The sequence below is a fragment of the Neptunomonas qingdaonensis genome (genome assembly GCF_900113275.1).
Taxonomy (GTDB): domain Bacteria; phylum Pseudomonadota; class Gammaproteobacteria; order Pseudomonadales; family Balneatricaceae; genus Neptunomonas; species Neptunomonas qingdaonensis.
Genome location: NZ_FOOU01000001.1, coordinates 234,621 through 252,403 on the forward strand (window position 1 = coordinate 234,621; position 17,783 = coordinate 252,403).

A 17,783-nucleotide genomic window follows, 5' to 3' on the forward strand; every position below is an offset into this window, starting at 1 on the left:
CACAAGGCTAAAGAGAATCACAGGGGTGAGATGAAATGAATAAGGGACATCGGGCTATTATCGGCTTAGTCACTTTACTGAGTATTCAGGCAGGTATTCAAAGTACATTCGCCGATACACTGGTCAGAGTGAAGCCATTAGCCGATGTACTAGAGCCCACATTTTATTCAGCGCCGGCTGATGTTGTGAATGAGCAACATATCTCACTCAGTGCAGAGCTTGCCGGTGTACTGGCAGCCTTGCACGTACAGGTGGGTGATGCTGTGCTTAAAGGGCAAGATATCGCTGCACTGGAGTGTCAGGATTATCGTTTGTCTGAGGCGCAGGCAATACAAGGTGTTAACGCGTTGGCGAGCCAGGTAACGCTTGCTCAGCAGCAGTTTAAACGTACCCGTACGCTGCAAAAGTCGGGTAGCGCCTCGATAGAGCTGCTAAATCAGCGCCAAACAGAGCTAAGTGCGTTAACTGCACAACTTAAAGGGCAAAATATTCAAGTTCAGCAAGCTCAGCGTAATACGAGCCGCTGTATTGTTAAAGCGCCTTTTGATGGCGTCATTACACAGGTCATGACAGCTCAAGGCGCTTATTTGTCTGTCGGTGCACCTTTGGTGAAGTTGTTAAATATCACCCAGGCCGAGGTGAGTGCGCGCCTTTTACCGCAGCAGCTTGAGTCAATGCAGCAGGCAGTCCGTCTCGACTTCAGCTTCAACAGGCAGAAATATCCGCTGTCCATAAGGGCGGCCGTTCCGTTGGTTCAGCAAGTAGCCAGAACGCAGGAAGTTCGTCTTAATTTTATTCAAACTCCTGGATTGAGTGCCGCATTGAGCGGCGCCTCGGGTGAGGTCATCTGGGAGTCGTCAGTGGCCTCGATACCGCCGGAGTATCTGGTGAAGCGCAACGGCTCGCTGGGCGTGATGTTGGCAGAAAATAGCGTAGCAAAATTTATTGCTTTACCGAGTGCTAAAGAAGGCCAGGCTGTTATGTTGCAAGCCTCGGCTGAACCCATGCTATCGTCTTCTTCTGACAATAATGTATTGCTCATTGTACAGGGGCAGCATGTGCTGAAAGAGGGGGATAAAGTAGAGATTGAAGCAGAAGCTATTGTTAGTGGTGAAAGTAATAATGGCGCAAGGATGGAGGTGAAAGCTGATGCTGGCGCGCCTGCTGAATAATCATGTACTGGCTAACCTGACCTTTGTGTTGGTGCTGATGATCGGCACCATCGCCTACATGCTGTTACCTCGCCAGCAAGACCCGACTATCAATTTTAATTGGATTGCGGTGACTACGGCGCTGCCCGGCGCCTCGGCTCAGGATGTTGAGCTGCGGGTAACCAATCCTTTGGAAGACGCGGTTCGTAATATTGCGGATATCCGCTTTGTCTCATCAAACAGCCGTGAAGGCATATCAAGCATGCTGATCCGCTTTGAGGACATCGATGAGCGAACCTTTGATAAGCATGTCAGTTCTATTCGGCGTGAAATTCAGAATGCCGAGCGGGATCTGCCCGCAGAAGCTGCTGAGCCTTTTATTTTAGAGATCACTTCTTCTAACGCGTTTCCGAGTGCGATGCTGGCGGTTACAGCGCTATCTGATGATGATAATTTGCGTCAACAGGCTGAAAATATCCGAAAAGACCTGGAACGTATTAAAGGTGTTGACCGGATTGATCCTGTTGCGCTGGATGACCCGGAGCTACAAGTCAATCTGGACTTGGACGCCTTGCAGTCGCTCGGGCTGTCGCCGGTACAGGTCTCGAATTCGGTGGCGTTATGGTTCAAAGATGTCTCAGCCGGCAGCGTCAACGTAGGCGATCAAAGCTGGTTGGTGCGTTTAGAGGGACGTAATGCAGCACCCGATCAGGTGAAGCAGATCCCGTTGGTCGGTAGTAGCGGGGATATCCGTCTGGATCGTATTGCCGAAGTGGTGAGCGGTCACGAGAAACCGACGCAACTGGCGCGTTTAAACGGCCGGCCTGCCGTGATGATGGCTATTATCAAGAAAGAAAGTGCTAACACGCTGGCGTTAATTGAACGTGTTAAAGCCTACATGGCAGAGCGTAACGAACTTGAAGTACAGGCCGGTGTACGACTTGAGCTGATCGATGATCAAACGGTGCCGACGAGTGAAGCGATCACGTTAATGCAGAACAACGCCAGTATTGGCTTGTTGTTTGTTTTGCTGGTGGCCTGGTTATTCTTGGGCCTGCGTATCGCTCTGCTGACCGCTATCGGTATTCCTTTTATTCTTGCGGGTACTTTCTGGGTGCTCTGGGGAATGGGCGAGACGCTCAATGTGGTTGCCTTATTAGGTGTGGTGATTGTGCTCGGGATGCTGGTAGATGACGCCGTAGTGGTGGTTGAAGCGATCTATTATCGATTGCAGCATGGCGACAGCCCGATGGAGGCTACGCTCACCTCGTTGCGCGAAGTTGCCCAACCGGTATCAACAGCGGTACTCACTACGATGGCAGCATTTTTACCCTTAATGCTATTGCCCGGTATTCTTGGCGACTTTATGCGAGTTATCCCGATGGTGGTGACTATTGCGCTGGCAATTTCTCTTTTAGAGGCCTTTTGGATGTTGCCCGCACATGTGCTGGTCGCCAAAATAACACTGGATAAACCCTCGCGTACCCAACGAATACGCCAGTCAATGACGCGGAAAATACAACGCTTTTATATCCGCTCATTATTAAAAACACTCAGGCGACCGGTGATCACACTGGTAGCCATGGTGATGCTGTTTATCGGTTCCATCGGTTTGATTGTGACAGGTCAGATTAAAATGGATTTTTTTGCAGCTGATCCGTTACGACTTTTTTATGTGAATATCCAGATGCCTCCTGAGATGCCGCTGCAGCGGACCCTGGAAAAAGTCCTGGAAGTTGAGCAAAAAGTAAAAGCGCACCTCAATACTGAAGATGTGCGGGCGGTAGCGAGCTATGCTGGGCAGATGTTTACTGAAATGGAGCCGTTTTTTGGTGATCAGTATGGCCAGATACTGGTCGGCTTGCAGCCTAAAACACAGCAGAACCGCAGCGTTGATGAGATCATGGATGCTATGCGCGCTGATGTGATGCGTGTGGCAGGCCCGGTGCGTGTGTCTTTCTTGCGTATGGCCGGCGGCCCGCCAGTCTCTAAACCTATTAGCGTTAAAATACGCGGCGATGATTATGCTGAAATCGGCGCAGCAGCCAGAGATATGCAGCAGATGTTGCAGGGGTTACCCGGCGTAAAAGATATTGCTGATGATGCGGCGAGTGGCCGTATGGCCATGACGCTGAAGCCGGATTATCGAGCTATTACCGCGGCAGGTATCAACCCCTCTGAAGTACTGAGGACACTGCAATTATTGGTCGATGGAGAAGTGGTTGCTGATATGCAATCACGTGGTAAGAAGCTGGAAGTCCGGGTGAGGGCTTTACCTAAGCCTTATCAGAATATTAATGATTTGTTGGCGTTCCGCCTGCCTGATGCGCAGGGCGCTATGATTCCTCTGTCTTCGCTGGTATTTGCTGACTATCAAATGAGTATTGGCAATATTCGACACTATAATTTTCGCCGCGCGATCACTGTGGAAGCAGATATAGAAGAGGGTGGAATGGATACGGTACAAGCGAATGCGTGGTTGCTCAGTCACTGGGACGAAGAATATCAACCGCGTTACCCAAACATCAGTCTGGATTTCTCCGGTGAGTTGGATGACATACAAGAAAGTATGGACTCTATTGCATTGCTCTTCCTGTTTGGTGTTGGCCTCATGTATCTGATATTGGGAACACAGTTCTCAAGTTACTGGCAGCCCTTTATGATTATGGCGACGGTGCCGATGGCGTTCACCGGCGTTGTACTCGGCTTGTGGGTAACTCAGAACCCATTGAGCTTATTTACCTTGTACGGCGTCGTGGCATTAGCAGGCATTGCTGTAAATGCAGCTATCGTGCTGATATCTGCAGCAAACCAGCGCTTGGAAGGTGGGATGAGTGTGTTACACGCGACACTTTATGCGTCGCGCCGTCGTGTTATTCCTATATTGATTACATCGTTGACGACCATTGCCGGGCTGTTTTCTCTGGCAACGGGTTTAGGTGGGCACTCGCTGATTTGGGGGCCGGTTGCCACCGCTATTGTCTGTGGGTTAGCCTTCTCCACTATTCTTACTCTGTTTGTGATACCGCTGCTGTATCGTTTGTTTATGGGACGCTCTCCTGGAAATCAGAAGCGAAGTCCAGTATTAATTGAAAAGCCAATTGTTAAGGTATAAGTATGCTCGTTATTTATGCAGTCGAAGTTGAGAGAGTATTATCTTTTGATCGTTTAGTGGAGGCGCTCAGAAGCGCTTTTTCTAATGATTTTGGTATGCCACAACGTCATGTTTATCATCTTCCTGCTATCGGAGGTGAGAGAACCGGGCATGAAGATTCTTTTGCTGTACTGCCTGCCTGGAATGATCAGGTGATGGGCGTTAAAGCCTTTACTCACCTGCCGGGAAATCCAGCTAAAGGCCTGGAAACGCTGGCGTCTAAGATGCTGTTATTCAGCCGAACCAGCGGTGCACCGCTCGCTGTTGTAGATGGTACGCAGCTGACTTTCTGGCGCACGGCGGCCGTTTCTGCGCTGGCGGCAGATTACCTGGCAAAAGCCGATGCGAAAAGTTTGCTGTTATTTGGTACAGGTAAATTAGCTCCCTATATGGCATTGGCCCATGCGAGTGTGCGACCACTGAAAACCATCTATGTCACAGGTCGTAATGCTGAAAAGATCGCTGCAACTGTTGCTGAAATACAAGCACAGCGGCCTGATCTTCAGGTTCAGGGTGTAAGCAATCCGGAGGCCGTCATTGGTCAGGTTGACATTATTAGTTGTGCGACCGGTGCAGCGGAGCCCTTGTTTAACTATGAGCAGGTGAGTGCAGGGACCCATATCGATCTGGTGGGTAATCACAGCCGTAATCGCCGTGAATGTGACTCTGCAACCGTGCAGCATGCCCAGGTATTTGTAGATAGCCGTCTGAATGTATTGAATGAGGCCGGTGAACTATTGATTCCCATGGCTGAGGGTGTTTTCTCTGCAGAGCAAGTGCAAGGTGAGCTGGCAGATTTATGTCATGGTCGCATGGCGGGCCGATCGCAAGGCGACGCCGGGCGTGCGCAGATAACGCTGTTTAAGTCGGTGGGTACGGCGCTATCGGATTTAGCGGCGGCTTATCTGGTGTATCAAGAGTGCCAGATGCGATAGAGATAGGCTGTATTAGGGGAGTCGCTGTGTCCCACTGTATGAGAAACAACGACTCTTCGACGAGGCTCTTGTAAATAGGCTCTGCAATAGCCCTTGTAAATAGCCCCTGTAAATAGTTCTGTGCGAATGGCTAATCGATCACATTTTTAAAGCAGGGGTTTTAAATCCATCGGGTTTAATCGCCAACACTGAACATTGAACCTGCTCCAAAATATATTCAGCGGTATTGCCGATAATAAAGCCAGGAATGCCGGTTCGCGCAACAGTGCCCATAACGATAAGATCTACACCATATTGCTTTGCCATTAACGGGATTTCTTTCGCGGGAAGTCCTTTAACTAAATGCACTTTTGGGTGTAAAAAATTTATTGTGTCTTTTCCTAGCTGCTTCGACATTTCTGTGACAAGGAATTTTAGCCTATCAGAACATGCACGTTGCGCTTGCTCCTCGTAAAGGTCCGCTTTTTCCTCTGATACGTGGGAAAATGCGCCGTATCTTAAAAAATCTTCACCATAAGCTTCCCAAACGCTACCAATATGGAGTTCGGTCAATTCAGCAAGTGAAAAGACGGCACTATATTCCAGTACCTTTTCATTCAGTCCGTCCTGAACGCGATTTTCATCCAGCTCAGTAAAGTCATCGTTGACATCAACCGTTGCTAGTACATTTTTAAAAACTTCGTTATGTCCGGGTTTAAGTATTAATAGCGGGCAAGGACACCTTCGCATTAAATGCATGTCCTCATTCCCAAATAACCGATCCAGCCAATCCATGTCATTTGCACACTTGACTACCAGATCGTACTGATTCTCTAATACACTTTTTACAATTTCGATAAACCCTATTCCGGTGTAAATCTCTACATCTGCCTTTAATTCAGGCTTATATAGCTTTACCCATTTTTCAGTAGCATTGCGTTTTATTTTGGCAGACTCGGATATGGTTTCATTTCGCTCTTTTTGGTTTTTAAAAATTCTATGAAAAATACCCGTCGGGTTCAAAGTGGATGCTATTGTAATAGTGGCTTGGTGGTCATTGGCAATTCTTATCGCTTGATCCAACGCTGCTTCCGAGCTGATATCCGGTTCGACCAAACACAGAATATTGTTAAATCGCTTCATGATTTTGTTTCTCCAAGAATAAAAACTGTGGATCCGTCACTACACTATAACAATCCAACTGATACAGATCTGTCTTCTTGATATGAATGTTAATTCTGGGAATAGTTCATCTGCTGCTCAAAAATTGACAAATATTCCGATGGCTATCAGAACAGCCATGAATGCCCCTAGGGTAGCCAGTTAGATAAACTCACCTCTGTCAACCCCTCATTGTTATGATCATCTATTCCCATCAAATCTATGCCATACTGGCACTCTGGCTGAGATCTTCGGGCGCCGCCGCCCTGTCGTCAGGGTGAGTAGAGTGCAGCGTTGGAGGAGGGGACGGGCTTCCATGTTGGAGGTGTGATGAATCGTATAGCTGATAAAGGGTGGTCTCTCGACTCGGTGATTCCCTATTTCCGGAGTGGCTGCTTGCGTGCTGTTGCATTTGCCCTGATATGGTGGATGCTTACCACCGGAGCAGTGGGCTCATGGCTGGTCGGTGTGCCAATGGTGCTGATTGCTACGCTGGTTAGCCTGGTACTGGTGCCCACTATTCTCTGGTCCCCGAGCGGGGTCGCACTTTTTGTGCCGTTTTTCGTTTGGCGTTCGCTGTACGGAGGTGTGGATGTGGCGTGGCGCGCTTTTCACCCCAGTCTACCCATCGCCCCCGGTCTCATTGAATACCCTTTACGTCTCTCGCCGGGGCTGCCCCGGGTATTCATGGTCAATACGGTCAGCCTGTTGCCTGGCACTTTGAGTGCTGAGTTACGTGCGGACTGCCTGAAAGTTCATGTCCTCGACACAAGGAAAAACGTCTTATCGGAACTGATGGTGGTGGAGCAGGCCGTGGCTCGCATGTTCGCTACATCTCTGAAAAATGCTGAACGAGGTGACTGTAATGAACAGATTTAAAGACATACTTTGCGTGGTGGGACTGGAGGAGTAAGGCGTATGCAAACCCTTTATTTCGCACTGGCGCTATTTCTCTTGCTGAACCTTGTTGCCGGGATGTGGCGGGTGCTGCGCGGCCCCACCGTTGCAGATCGTATGTTGGCGGCTCAGCTGTTCGGCACGACCTCAGTGGCAATTCTTTTATTGCTGGCACAAGCTGAAAATGTAGCAGCTTTGCGTGATGTGGCGCTGGTGTTTGCCCTGCTCGCTGCAGTGACGGCGGTAGCCTTCGTTCGGCGTGCCTGGACGGATCCGGAGACAAAACATGACGCTAATTGATGTCTTCTCCGCCGTCCTGCTAATCGCCGGGGGCGTTTTCTTTCTGGCGGGCACTCTGGGACTGTTGCGGTTTCCGGATGTCTACACACGCCTCCATGCCTTGACAAAAGCCGACAACGTGGGTTTAGGTCTGGTGATCGCGGGGTTGGCTGTTCAGGCGCAAAGCTGGGCCACGATGGGCAAGTTGCTGCTGATCTGGGGTTTGGTATTACTGGCCGGAGCCAGCATTTCCCATTTGATTGCCAGTCGTGCGCTACAGCGGGGTATCCGTCCGTGGAGACGTTGAGCATGTTGCACTGGGCGTTCGATAGCCTATTGGGGCTGAGCTTACTTTGGCTGGCCTGGCGAGCACTCACAAGCCCGGATCTGTTCAAGGCGATTGTGCTGTTCATCAGCTTTGGGTTGCTGATGTCATTGGCTTGGGTACGGCTCGGTGCGCCGGATGTCGCCTTGGCTGAAGCTGCCATTGGCGCAGGCCTGACCGGTGCCTTGTTATTGGCGGCGCTGGCAAGGCTTGAATCAATAGGAGAGGCAGGCAGGCAAAAAGGCAGTATTGGGGAAACCGGGGCTCATGACAGATAACAGAAAAACAGGTAAGGCGCTTCGCCTGCTGCTCGTATCGCTGCTGTGTGCCATTGCTGCGTGGCTGGGTTATGCGGTGCTGGGACTTAGCTTGTCTCACGTCGGGTTAGGCCAACTGGTAGGGGCGAATCTTGAAGCCAGCGGGGTCAGTCATCCGGTTACTGCGGTGCTACTCAACTTTCGTGGTTACGATACTTTGCTTGAAATGGGGGTGTTGTTAGTGGCTCTGCTTGGCGTGTGGTCTCTCGGCGGCATGCCTGATTATGACGAATCAAGCCCGGGACCGGTCCTGGACATCTTGTCACGTCTGCTGATTCCCATGCTGATGCTGGTGGCTGGTTATCTGTTATGGGTGGGCGCGCACGCACCGGGTGGTGCCTTTCAGGCCGGGTCGGTACTAGGGGCTGCCGGTGTGCTGATGATGCTTGCCGGCTGGCGTCTGGACAGCAGATTCGCTGGTTTGTTACTGCGGGTGGTAATGGTCTCGGGCTTGGGCGTGTTCGTCATGGTAAGCACAGCTATGCTCCTGATCGGAAACGGATTTTTGGAATTTTCACCGCCAATGGCCGGTGAGCTGATATTGCTGATCGAAGCGGTAGCAACTATGAGCATTGGCGCAACGCTGGCGGCCTTGTTCCTGGGGAGTCGGCCAGCGGTGGGGCCGGATAAATGAGCGGCGTCTTCCTCTATGCGCTACTCGGTGTGGGGTTGTTCGTCCTGGGCCTGTACGCCTTGATTATTCACGCGCATTTGCTACGCAAGATCCTAGCCATCAATGTGATGGGCACGGGGGTGTTTTTGGTGCTGGTGGCGCTGGCCGCTGGTAACCCGGATGCCCCGCCGGATCCGGTGCCGCATGCCATGGTGATCACCGGCATCGTGGTTGCCGTGTCTGCCACGGCGCTGGCTCTTATCCTGATGCTGAAGGTGAGCGTGGCAACGGGAAAAAATCACCTATCTGACAGTACACGGGACTGACGCGCATGACAGGCGATATCGTTGGCATTCCCTGGATTGTGGTGTTGATCGTGTTGCCTCTGACGGGGGGGATGGCGTGCTTTTTATTTCCGACAATATCGAAATCGCTGGGTCTGATTTTCGCACTGGCTATCTTTACTGCTGTCGTTGGCCTGGGTTGGCAACTGGTAGAACAGGGTGCGCAACGCTATGCAATCGGTGGCTGGGGCGCGTCGTTGGGTATCGATCTTTATGCCGATGGACTGAGTCTGCTGATGCTCGTGACGGCGGCTCTGGTGGGACTGGGCGTCAGCGTCTATTCCGGCGCTTATTTCAGTCGTGAAAAAGCGAAGCATTTTTGGCCTCTGTGGTTATTACTGTGGGCAGCGCTGAATGCACTGTTCCTGTCCGCAGATATTTTCAATCTCTATGTCACACTTGAATTGCTGGGATTGGCGGCCGTGGCGCTGATAGCGTTGGCCGATGGTGCGGATGCCCTGAACTCCGCCATGCGGTACCTATTGGTCAGTCTGTTGGGCTCGTTGTTCTACCTGCTAGGTGTCGCACTGCTCTACCACAGTTTTGGCAGTCTGGATATCGCGATTCTGGCTCAGCGGATGGAGCCAACCCCCGCCGTGTGGTCGGCTGTGGGGCTGATGAGCGCCGGTCTGCTGCTTAAGACAGCGCTGTTCCCGATGCATTTCTGGCTACCGGCAGCTCATGCCTGTGCTCCGGCACCTGTGAGTGCGCTGTTATCCGCACTGGTGGTGAAGGCCTCCTTCTATATTCTGCTGCGTCTGTGGCTGGAAGTCTTTGCGCTGACCGATACTTCACTCGGTCAATTGCTGGGTCTGCTTGGCGCGACCGCTGTCCTTTGGGGTGGGATTCAGGCGCTGCGCCAGACACGGCTTAAATTGCTTATTGCCTATTCCACGGTGGCGCAACTGGGTTATCTGTTTTTGGCTTTTCCGCTGGGGACGAATATTGCCTGGAAGGGAGCCTGTTATATGTTGCTGTCTCACGCTATTGCCAAGGCAGCCATGTTCATGGCGGCGGGCAACATCCTGCGTTTCTGTGGGCATGACCGTATCGCGGATCTTGACCGAATCGCCCAGCGTCTGCCATTGACGCTCACGGCGTTCGCGCTGGCGGGTGTCAGCATTATGGGGCTGCCACCTAGCGGCGGGTTCATCGGAAAGTGGTTACTGTTGGAAGCATCGATGAGTGCTGGGCAGTGGTGGTGGGCGGTTATTCTGATCCTGGGTGGTCTGCTGGCCGCCGCCTATTTTTTCAGAGTCATCGGCTATGCGTTTACCCGGGCTGGGCTAACCCATGAGGTCGGTGTGGTGCCTGCCAGAATGGAATGGGCCGCTCTGGTTCTGGCGCTGGCAGCGATACTCCTGGGGTTTATCTCGCCTGCCGCGCTTGAGCTGATGGGCATCGGTACGCCGTTCGGCGGGGAGCGTGCCGGGTGAACTGGGAGACAGCACTGCCGTTGCTGATCGTCCTCAGCTCACTGATACCCGGGCTGATCATCTTCTTTCTGGCGGAGAAGCAGGTTGTCGCCCGAATTACGTTGAATATGGCTGCTGCCCTTATCAAGCTGGCGTTGGTAGGCGTCATGCTCTGGGGCGTTTTTCACGGCCATCACTACGAGATCCGCCTGCCATTTCTGCCCGGGCTTGACTTGGTCCTGCGTGCAGACCCTCTGTCGATGCTGTTCGTGACACTTTCCGCCAGCCTGTGGCTGGCCACCACGGTCTATGCCATCGGCTATCTCGAGGATTCTCCCAACCGCAGTCGATTTTTCGGTTTTTTCAGTCTGTGTGTGACGGCCACCGTCGGTCTGGCGCTGGCGGGTAATTTATTGACCTTCGTGCTGTTCTACGAACTGCTGACGCTGACGACTTATCCGCTGGTGGTGCATCGCGGCACCGAGGTAGCGCGTCTGGCGGGGCGCAAGTATCTGATCTATACGGTAGGAGGAGGTGCCTTGCTGTTGCTGGCAACGGTGTGGCTTTACACGCTGGCGGGTACCCTGGAATTCACGGCGCGTGGATTCCTGTCAGGTCTGGATGCTGTTCACTATCCAGCACTGATCATCATCTTTGTGTTGCTGATAGCCGGTCTGGGTGTCAAGGCCGCACTGATTCCTTTTCACGGCTGGCTGCCGCAGGCCATGGTTGCGCCGGCACCGGTCAGTGCATTATTGCATGCAGTGGCGGTGGTGAAAGCAGGCGCTTTTGGCATCGTGCGCGTGGTGTATGATGTGTTTGGTATTGAATTCGCCGCTAGCCTCGGTGTGACCCTGCCGTTGGCGATACTGGCGTCAGCAACGATTATTTACGGCTCATTGCGGGCGTTATTTCAGGATGATCTGAAACGCAGGCTTGCGTTTTCCACGGTCAGCCAGGTGTCGTATATCGTGCTCGGTGTGGCGGTTGCCGGGCCGATTGCGACCATTGGTGGGCTGGTTCATCTGGTGCACCAGGGGGTGCAGAAAATAACCTTGTTCTTCTGTGCCGGTATTCTCGCGGAGACGCTGGGAATCCACAAAATCAGCGAGATGAACGGGGTCGGGCGACGTATGCCCTGGACCATGGCCGCATTCACGATTGGCGCCTTCGGTATGATAGGGGCGCCGCCGCTGGCGGGTTTTATCAGTAAATGGTATCTCGGATTGGGAGCGCTGGATGCCGGACAGAACTGGGTGATTTTTATCCTGGCCGCAAGCAGTCTGCTCAACGCGGCCTACTTTTTGCCGATATTGTATCGCGCTTGGTTCAAGGCGCCTCCCGCTAGCTGGCCAGACGAACGCTCGTTTGGCAAGCGTGAGACGGCCTGGGCTCTGCTGGCCCCCGCCGTCATTACCGCCGCACTCACTCTGGGCCTGGGGCTGCTGGCTTCGATGCCATACAGCCCATTGGAGTGGGTGCGTTTTATCACCGAGCAGGAATATGCACCGTGAGTAACATAGTGAATATTTTTTTGCTGCTATTGGCACCCGGGTTGCCACTTCTGCTGGCGATTCCGGCACTACGTCGTCGTGTCCCTTGGCCGGCTCATCTCGCCTTGCTGCCGACGATTGTTCTGCTGTTTCTTCCGGGTAGCTTCTCTGTCGAGCTACCCTGGATATTATGGGGCAACGCCGGGATGGGTATCGACACGGGTGCTCGCTGGTGGCTGGCGATATCAGTGGTGATTTGGGCCGCGAGCGCAAGCTGTTTACAGACCCCGGATCGGCGTGGGGCTGGTAACCGCCTGACAACATTGTTTCTGTTAACCCTGGTGGGTCAGATAGGTGGGATTCTGGCGACGGATATGGTCAGCTTCTTCACATTTATGACCCTGATGGGATACGCGTTTATCGGTCTGTTGATTGATGGTGGTGATGAGAAGACACGCCGGGCTGGAAGGATTTATCTGGTGTTGCTGATCCTTGCGGACATTGCCCTGTTTGAGGCGCTTCTGATCGCTGCCAGATCAACAGATGACCTGGGATACGAGGCTGTAGCGCTTGCAATACCACCATCACCGTCCTCTGCCCTCTACTTGTCGATGGTGATCGCGGGCTTTGCACTCAAAGCGGGTTTCTGGCCACTGCACGTATGGCTCCCGCTGGCCTATGGATCGGCCCGTCCGGCAGTGGCTCTTTTGCTGTGGGTAGTGCCGGTCGGTACAGGATTGTTTGGCGCCGTGCGTTGGTTACCACTTGGTGAGCTCAGCGCGCCCATCGCGGGGACGCTGCTCCAGGCTTTGGGCGTGGCCGGCATTCTTTATGCCTTGCTGTTTAAGGTGATGCGGGCTCAATGGAAACAGCTGCCTGCCCATACTGCCATCATAGCGGTAGGCATGTTTGCGATGGGCTTGGGGACTGGCTTGCTCGACCCCGCCGTGTGGAATCAGTACGGCCATTTGGTGCCTGTCTTCGTTGCTGCAGTGGGATTAGCGTTGGCGATAATGATCGCAGCTTTTGTATGGCTGGAAAAAAGGGAGGTTTTTCCATCTGAGTCTGATAGAGAAGCGTTGTGGCTTGAGCGTTGGGCGAAAGACATTATTCGCTGGGGACGGCGGGCGGGGGGCGACACTTTGCCAGAGCTGTGTGCTTTATGGTTAGCCAGGTGGGATAGTTTCTGGCAAGCATTTACATGGCAGGAACTGTTCGATGCCGGTGAGTATTTATTACAGCGTTGGGAGTTGGCGATCACGTTGTTTTTGCTGTTAGGCATGGTGTCGGTAGCGCTTCTGTGGCTGGATGCAACGTCGGTTCTATGAGGCGGCTAAGTACGATAAATCGTTTCAATTAAGTGAAAACCAAATTTGGTCTTTACCGGCCCATGCACGGTTAATAAGGGCTTTTTGAACACCACGTTATCAAATGCTTTCAGCATGGTGCCGGGGCTGAATTCTCCGAGGTCGCCGCCGCGTTTAGCGGAGTTGCATAGCGAATGTTTCTTCGCAAGCGTGGCAAAGTCTGCACCCTTTGCCAGCTGTTGCTTGAGTTTTTCTGCTTGCTCTTTAGTTTTCACCAAGATATGTCGCGCATTTGCTTTTGCCATTCGTCAGCAACTCTCTTTGATTAAATAAGGTTTTTCAATTAGCCCGTTGTAACTGTTTAGTTAAGCTCGCTGTAGCACTTTAATCACGCCCGCTGTAGCACTTCAATCAAGCCCGCTGTAGCACTTCATCAACCAGCTTGTTAATGCCGCTGGCTGCTTCGGTAATGGAGCCGGCCAGCATATAAGCGGGTGTGCTGATGATGTTGCGTTCCTGATCGATCACAATATCATTAACCGGGCAGTTCTGGTGCTTGCCGCCCATGGCTTCGATAGCGCTGGCGGTATCGTTATCCGTGCCAATCGTACAGGTAGCGCCTTCGCCGAAAATCAGCGGCGTCATTGCAGGTGCAATGCAGATAAGACCAACCGGTTTACCTGCTGTGTGGATGGCTTGTGCAAAGCTTTTCACATCTGCATTGATACGGGCATCGGCACCCTTAAGCGCAAAGTCGCAGAGGTTCTTCGCCGCACCAAATCCGCCGGGGAAAATCAACGCATCGTAATCGTCAGGGTTAGCCGTCGCCAGGTCGATAATTTCACCTCTGGCGAGGCGCGCAGCTTCAACCAAAACATTTCTGCTCTCTCCTTCAGCGACTTCGCCTGATAAATGATTGATCACATGCAACTGTTCAATGTCAGGTGCCATGCATTGATATTCGCTTCCCTGTTGGGCAATCCGCAGTAGGGTTAAAACAGACTCGTAAATCTCTGATCCGTCGAATACACCGCAGCCGGATAAAATAACGGCGATCTTTTTCATTTTCAGGCCCTCAATATCAGGTATATGTGAGCTGTACATTATTGTGTATTTTATCTTGTAAAGTGCACAGCAAGATTGTTAAAAGCATATCACTACCCGCATCAGGGTATAAGTGGCCTGAGTTTAGTGCTTTAGATTTTCATGTTCAGGCATGGGGGTTATAATCGCGGCCCTCTTTGTTGAAACAGTGACACGATAGTGGCTTGGTTCGCACGAAAGCAAAAAAATTATATTCCACATGAAGAAGCCCCGCTTCATCCGGAGCAGTCGGAACACATCTGTATCGAGCAGGTCGATCTGCAACGCGCAGGTGATCCTTTTTTTCAGCAAATTTCGCTTCGCTGGAATGAAAAACGTGTAGGGCTGATAGGCAATAACGGCTCTGGCAAAAGTACCTTGGTGCGTTTGCTTAACGGGCTGATGATGCCGGAGCAGGGGCGCGTTTCAGTATTTGGCTATGATACGGTTAAACAAGCGGCATTGATGCCGGCGTTGGTAGGGTTTATTTTTCAGAACCCGGATCACCAAATGATCTTCCCTACGGTGGCTGAAGAGCTGGCATTTGGTTGCGAACAACTGGGCCAGACGACACAAGAGGCGCGTGCTTCTGCATTGGCTTTGTTACGTGAGCAGGGTATCGAGTCATGGGCTGACCGGCCAGTGACGCAGTTATCCGAAGGACAGAAACAGCGCGTCTGTATTCTGGCTGTTTTGATCATGAAACCGCGTTTACTGATATTAGATGAGCCGTTTTCGTCGCTTGATCTGCCGACACGTCGCTTGTTACTGCAGCTTATTCACAACAGCGACACGCATGTTTTGCTGATTAGTCATGATCTGAGCGTTTATGATGAATTTGACCGCCTGATCTGGATGGAAAAAGGTCAGATCCGCGCAGATGGCACACCCGATGAGGTAATTAGCCGTTATATCGACGCCGTCAATAGCAGCGTTAACGACTGATGATCAGCCTGTATCTTTCTCATTCCAGTTGGCTGCATCGCTGGCCTGCCGGTATCAAGCTCGGTTTGCTGGCAGGCTGCAGTATGATGATCCTGCCCGTTGTGCGGCTTGATCTGATGATAGCGCTGTTGCTGGCTACGGGACTGTTATATACCACTTTGGGTGATCGTGGCTGGCGGCATCTTGAGATGCTCAGGCCGCTGCTGCCTTTTCTGGCCGTTATCATGCTGTTTCATCTCTGGGCGGCGTCCCTGTATGAGGGCAGTGTCTCAGTACTGCGTCTGGTGATTATGTTTCTGTTGGCCAACCTTATTACTCTGACAACCCGGATGAGTGACATGATGGCAGCACTGCAACCTGTTTTTCGGCCGTTTCAGTGGTTAGGTCTTTCTGCACGCTCGCTGGCGCTGGCCGTGGCATTAATGGTGCGTTTTGCGCCTGTGCTGGTCATGGTGATGAATAATCTTGACGAAGCATGGCGTGCGCGTGGTGGCAGAAAGCACAAATGGCGCTTAATAGTCCCTCTTATTATTCAGGCAATTCGCTTATCAGATCATGTTGCCGAAGCATTAACCGCACGCGGAGGTAGCAGTGGTATCACTGTTCGACCGCAAAAAAATCAGGAGATAACCAACAATGAACAAAGATAAAACCCTGGTGCAGATTGCACTCTATGCTGCGTTGATTGCCGCGTTGGGGTTACTGCCTAAGTTTAATATTCCGGTAGCCGGGGGTGTCCCACTGACGGCTCAGACATTAGGTTTAATGTTAGCGGGTGTTATGTTGGGGCCTGTGCGTGGATTTTTAGCGGTAGCCTTGTTTATTTTGGTGGTCGCCTTGGGAGCACCGTTGTTAGCGGGTGGTCGCGGTGGACTGGGTGTGTTTGCGGGTCCAACGGTCGGTTTTATCATCGGCTTTCCGTTTGCGGCTCTGGTAACCGGATTGATGATGCAGATGCTAAAAAAGACGAGTTTATTTGTCGGGGTTTTTATTGCATCGGTCGTTGGCGGAATTCTGGTGCTTTATGCGTTTGGTATTCCCGGTATGGTGGCGATGACCTCTTTGACTTTTGCCGGGGCAAGCAAAGCTATATTAGTCTTTATTCCGGGCGATCTGATTAAAGCGCTGATTGCCGCATTAATTGCTCAGTCTGTTGCCCGCGCGATGCCGGGCATTATCCCTTCACGCTGATTTCTGTCATATTAAATATTATCCGTTATACGTTAATATTGAAAAGATGGACTGTTCTACACCATGTCAGCTAGTAACTTAGAATCAAATCAACATGGCGTTTGTCATCAGTTTGTCATATAGATTTAGTTAAAATTACTTAGATTAAAAGGATATAACCGTGGCTTTTAATGATAGTCAGCGCTTTTTTCCCGAAACGCGTATGCGACGTATGCGTGCCGAGAATTTTTCGCGTCGTTTAATGCGGGAAAATCAGCTGACCCCCAATGATCTTATCTACCCTGTTTTTGTTATTGAAGGCAGTAATAGCTTAGAAAGCGTTGCTTCCATGCCAGGCGTGCAACGCATGAGTATCGATCTACTGGTAAAAGAAGCCAAAGAGATTGCTGCGTTGGGAGTGCCGGCGATGGCGCTGTTTCCGGTCACCCCTGCATCGGCAAAATCTGAATTTGCCGAAGAAGCTTATAACCCGGATGGCCTGGCACAACGAGCGGTTAAAGCGATTAAAGATGCGTGTCCTGATTTAGGCATTATTACCGATGTGGCACTGGATCCATTCACGACTCATGGGCAGGACGGCATCATTGATGATGCGGGTTATGTACTCAATGATCGTACGGTAGAAGCGCTTATTCAACAGGCGCTATCGCATGCGGCAGCCGGTGCTGATGTGGTTGCTCCCAGCGATATGATGGATGGCCGTATTGGTGGTATTCGTGAAGCGTTGGAAGAAGATGGCCATGTGAACACACTAATAATGGCCTATTCTGCTAAGTATGCGAGTGCTTACTATGGCCCTTTCCGCGATGCAGTGGGTTCTGCGGGCAATCTGGGTAAAAGCAATAAAAACAGCTATCAGATGGATCCTGCCAATAGTGACGAAGCCCTGCATGAAGTGGGCTTGGATCTGGCTGAGGGTGCAGATATGGTTATGGTTAAACCGGGCATGCCTTATCTGGATATTGTGCGCCGGGTTAAAGAAGAATTTAAAGTACCGACTTTCGCTTATCAGGTGAGTGGCGAATATGCGATGCATATGGCTGCTTTTCAAAATGGCTGGTTGGATGAACGTAGTGTGATGATGGAGTCGTTACTGGCATTTAAACGTGCGGGTGCTGATGGTGTCCTGACATACTTCGCCAAACGAGCAGCACAACAGATGAACGAATAGACGGTATCTCACTTATACTGGAG

At 51.7% G+C, this 17,783-nt stretch carries 19 protein-coding genes; 16 read left to right on the forward strand and 3 right to left on the reverse strand.

What is annotated here, in order from left to right; translation table 11 throughout:
- Positions 1-35: 35 nt before the first annotated feature.
- Genes BM099_RS01030 through lhpI form a run of 3 tightly spaced genes read left to right on the forward strand, consistent with a single transcriptional unit; the run spans position 36 to position 5,240 of the window.
- Positions 36-1,172, forward strand: a complete 1,137-nt coding sequence (locus tag BM099_RS01030; RefSeq protein ID WP_090723259.1) for an efflux RND transporter periplasmic adaptor subunit — start codon at positions 36-38, stop codon at positions 1,170-1,172.
- Positions 1,150-4,266 carry an efflux RND transporter permease subunit gene (locus BM099_RS01035; protein WP_090723261.1) on the forward strand — a complete coding sequence of 1,039 codons (3,117 nt, stop codon included), beginning with the start codon at positions 1,150-1,152 and terminating at the stop codon, positions 4,264-4,266. The genes BM099_RS01030 and BM099_RS01035 overlap by 23 nt, the downstream gene beginning before the upstream one ends.
- 2 nt (positions 4,267-4,268) lie before the next feature.
- On the forward strand, positions 4,269-5,240 hold the full coding sequence (gene lhpI, locus BM099_RS01040) for a bifunctional Delta(1)-pyrroline-2-carboxylate/Delta(1)-piperideine-2-carboxylate reductase (RefSeq protein WP_090723263.1): 972 nt from the start codon (positions 4,269-4,271) through the stop codon (positions 5,238-5,240).
- Between the two features lie 138 nt (positions 5,241-5,378).
- Here the strand turns inward: lhpI and BM099_RS01045 are convergent, their stop codons facing one another.
- Positions 5,379-6,362: a universal stress protein gene (locus BM099_RS01045; RefSeq protein WP_090723265.1), complete on the reverse strand. Its 984-nt coding sequence runs from the start codon at positions 6,360-6,362 to the stop codon at positions 5,379-5,381.
- 348 nt (positions 6,363-6,710) lie between these two features.
- Between BM099_RS01045 and BM099_RS01050 the strand changes: the two genes are divergently transcribed.
- Genes BM099_RS01050 through BM099_RS01090 form a run of 9 tightly spaced genes read left to right on the forward strand, consistent with a single transcriptional unit; the run spans position 6,711 to position 13,391 of the window.
- Entirely contained in the window at positions 6,711-7,259 is a 549-nt protein-coding gene (locus BM099_RS01050; protein WP_090723266.1) for a Na+/H+ antiporter subunit E, read from the forward strand.
- Positions 7,260-7,298: 39 nt separating this feature from the next.
- Positions 7,299-7,577 (forward strand): MrpF/PhaF family protein, encoded by a 279-nt coding sequence (locus BM099_RS01055; protein ID WP_090723269.1) that lies wholly within the window; start codon positions 7,299-7,301, stop codon positions 7,575-7,577.
- Positions 7,564-7,863, forward strand: a complete 300-nt coding sequence (mnhG, locus tag BM099_RS01060; protein WP_090723271.1) for a monovalent cation/H(+) antiporter subunit G — start codon at positions 7,564-7,566, stop codon at positions 7,861-7,863. The genes BM099_RS01055 and mnhG overlap by 14 nt, the downstream gene beginning before the upstream one ends.
- Positions 7,864-7,865: 2 nt before the next feature.
- Positions 7,866-8,159 (forward strand): Na(+)/H(+) antiporter subunit B, encoded by a 294-nt coding sequence (locus tag BM099_RS01065; protein WP_090723273.1) that lies wholly within the window; start codon positions 7,866-7,868, stop codon positions 8,157-8,159.
- Positions 8,149-8,832, forward strand: coding sequence for an MnhB domain-containing protein (locus BM099_RS01070; RefSeq protein ID WP_090723276.1), 684 nt, complete (start codon positions 8,149-8,151; stop codon positions 8,830-8,832). The genes BM099_RS01065 and BM099_RS01070 overlap by 11 nt, the downstream gene beginning before the upstream one ends.
- Positions 8,829-9,137, forward strand: coding sequence for an NADH-quinone oxidoreductase subunit K (locus BM099_RS01075; protein WP_090723278.1), 309 nt, complete (start codon positions 8,829-8,831; stop codon positions 9,135-9,137). The genes BM099_RS01070 and BM099_RS01075 overlap by 4 nt, the downstream gene beginning before the upstream one ends.
- A gap of 5 nt (positions 9,138-9,142) precedes the next feature.
- Entirely contained in the window at positions 9,143-10,591 is a 1,449-nt protein-coding gene (locus tag BM099_RS01080) for a complex I subunit 5 family protein (protein WP_090723280.1), read from the forward strand.
- Complete coding sequence (locus BM099_RS01085) at positions 10,588-12,084, forward strand: complex I subunit 5 family protein (protein WP_090723282.1); 1,497 nt, start codon at positions 10,588-10,590, stop codon at positions 12,082-12,084. Before BM099_RS01080 ends, BM099_RS01085 begins: the two co-directional genes overlap by 4 nt.
- Positions 12,081-13,391 (forward strand): proton-conducting transporter transmembrane domain-containing protein, encoded by a 1,311-nt coding sequence (locus BM099_RS01090; RefSeq protein WP_090723285.1) that lies wholly within the window; start codon positions 12,081-12,083, stop codon positions 13,389-13,391. Before BM099_RS01085 ends, BM099_RS01090 begins: the two co-directional genes overlap by 4 nt.
- Positions 13,392-13,396: 5 nt before the next feature.
- Here BM099_RS01090 and BM099_RS01095 read toward each other — a convergent pair whose 3' ends face one another.
- The gene (locus BM099_RS01095; protein WP_090723287.1) at positions 13,397-13,675 is read right to left on the reverse strand and encodes a peptidylprolyl isomerase; all 279 of its coding nucleotides are present in this window, start codon (positions 13,673-13,675) and stop codon (positions 13,397-13,399) included.
- Between the two features lie 106 nt (positions 13,676-13,781).
- A complete protein-coding gene (gene elbB / locus BM099_RS01100) occupies positions 13,782-14,435 on the reverse strand; it encodes an isoprenoid biosynthesis glyoxalase ElbB (protein WP_090724160.1) in 654 nt (217 codons plus the stop codon).
- 198 nt (positions 14,436-14,633) lie between these two features.
- Between elbB and BM099_RS01105 the strand changes: the two genes are divergently transcribed.
- The 4 genes from BM099_RS01105 (at position 14,634) to hemB (ending at position 17,760) form a co-directional block, all read left to right on the forward strand.
- Positions 14,634-15,398, forward strand: a complete 765-nt coding sequence (locus BM099_RS01105; protein WP_198064077.1) for an energy-coupling factor ABC transporter ATP-binding protein — start codon at positions 14,634-14,636, stop codon at positions 15,396-15,398.
- Positions 15,398-16,048, forward strand: coding sequence for an energy-coupling factor transporter transmembrane component T family protein (locus BM099_RS01110; RefSeq protein ID WP_090723290.1), 651 nt, complete (start codon positions 15,398-15,400; stop codon positions 16,046-16,048). The genes BM099_RS01105 and BM099_RS01110 overlap by 1 nt, the downstream gene beginning before the upstream one ends.
- The gene (locus BM099_RS01115; protein WP_090723295.1) at positions 16,035-16,589 is read left to right on the forward strand and encodes a biotin transporter BioY; all 555 of its coding nucleotides are present in this window, start codon (positions 16,035-16,037) and stop codon (positions 16,587-16,589) included. Before BM099_RS01110 ends, BM099_RS01115 begins: the two co-directional genes overlap by 14 nt.
- A 160-nt stretch (positions 16,590-16,749) precedes the next feature.
- A complete protein-coding gene (gene hemB / locus BM099_RS01120; protein ID WP_090723297.1) occupies positions 16,750-17,760 on the forward strand; it encodes a porphobilinogen synthase in 1,011 nt (336 codons plus the stop codon).
- The last annotated feature ends 23 nt before the right edge of the window (positions 17,761-17,783 follow it).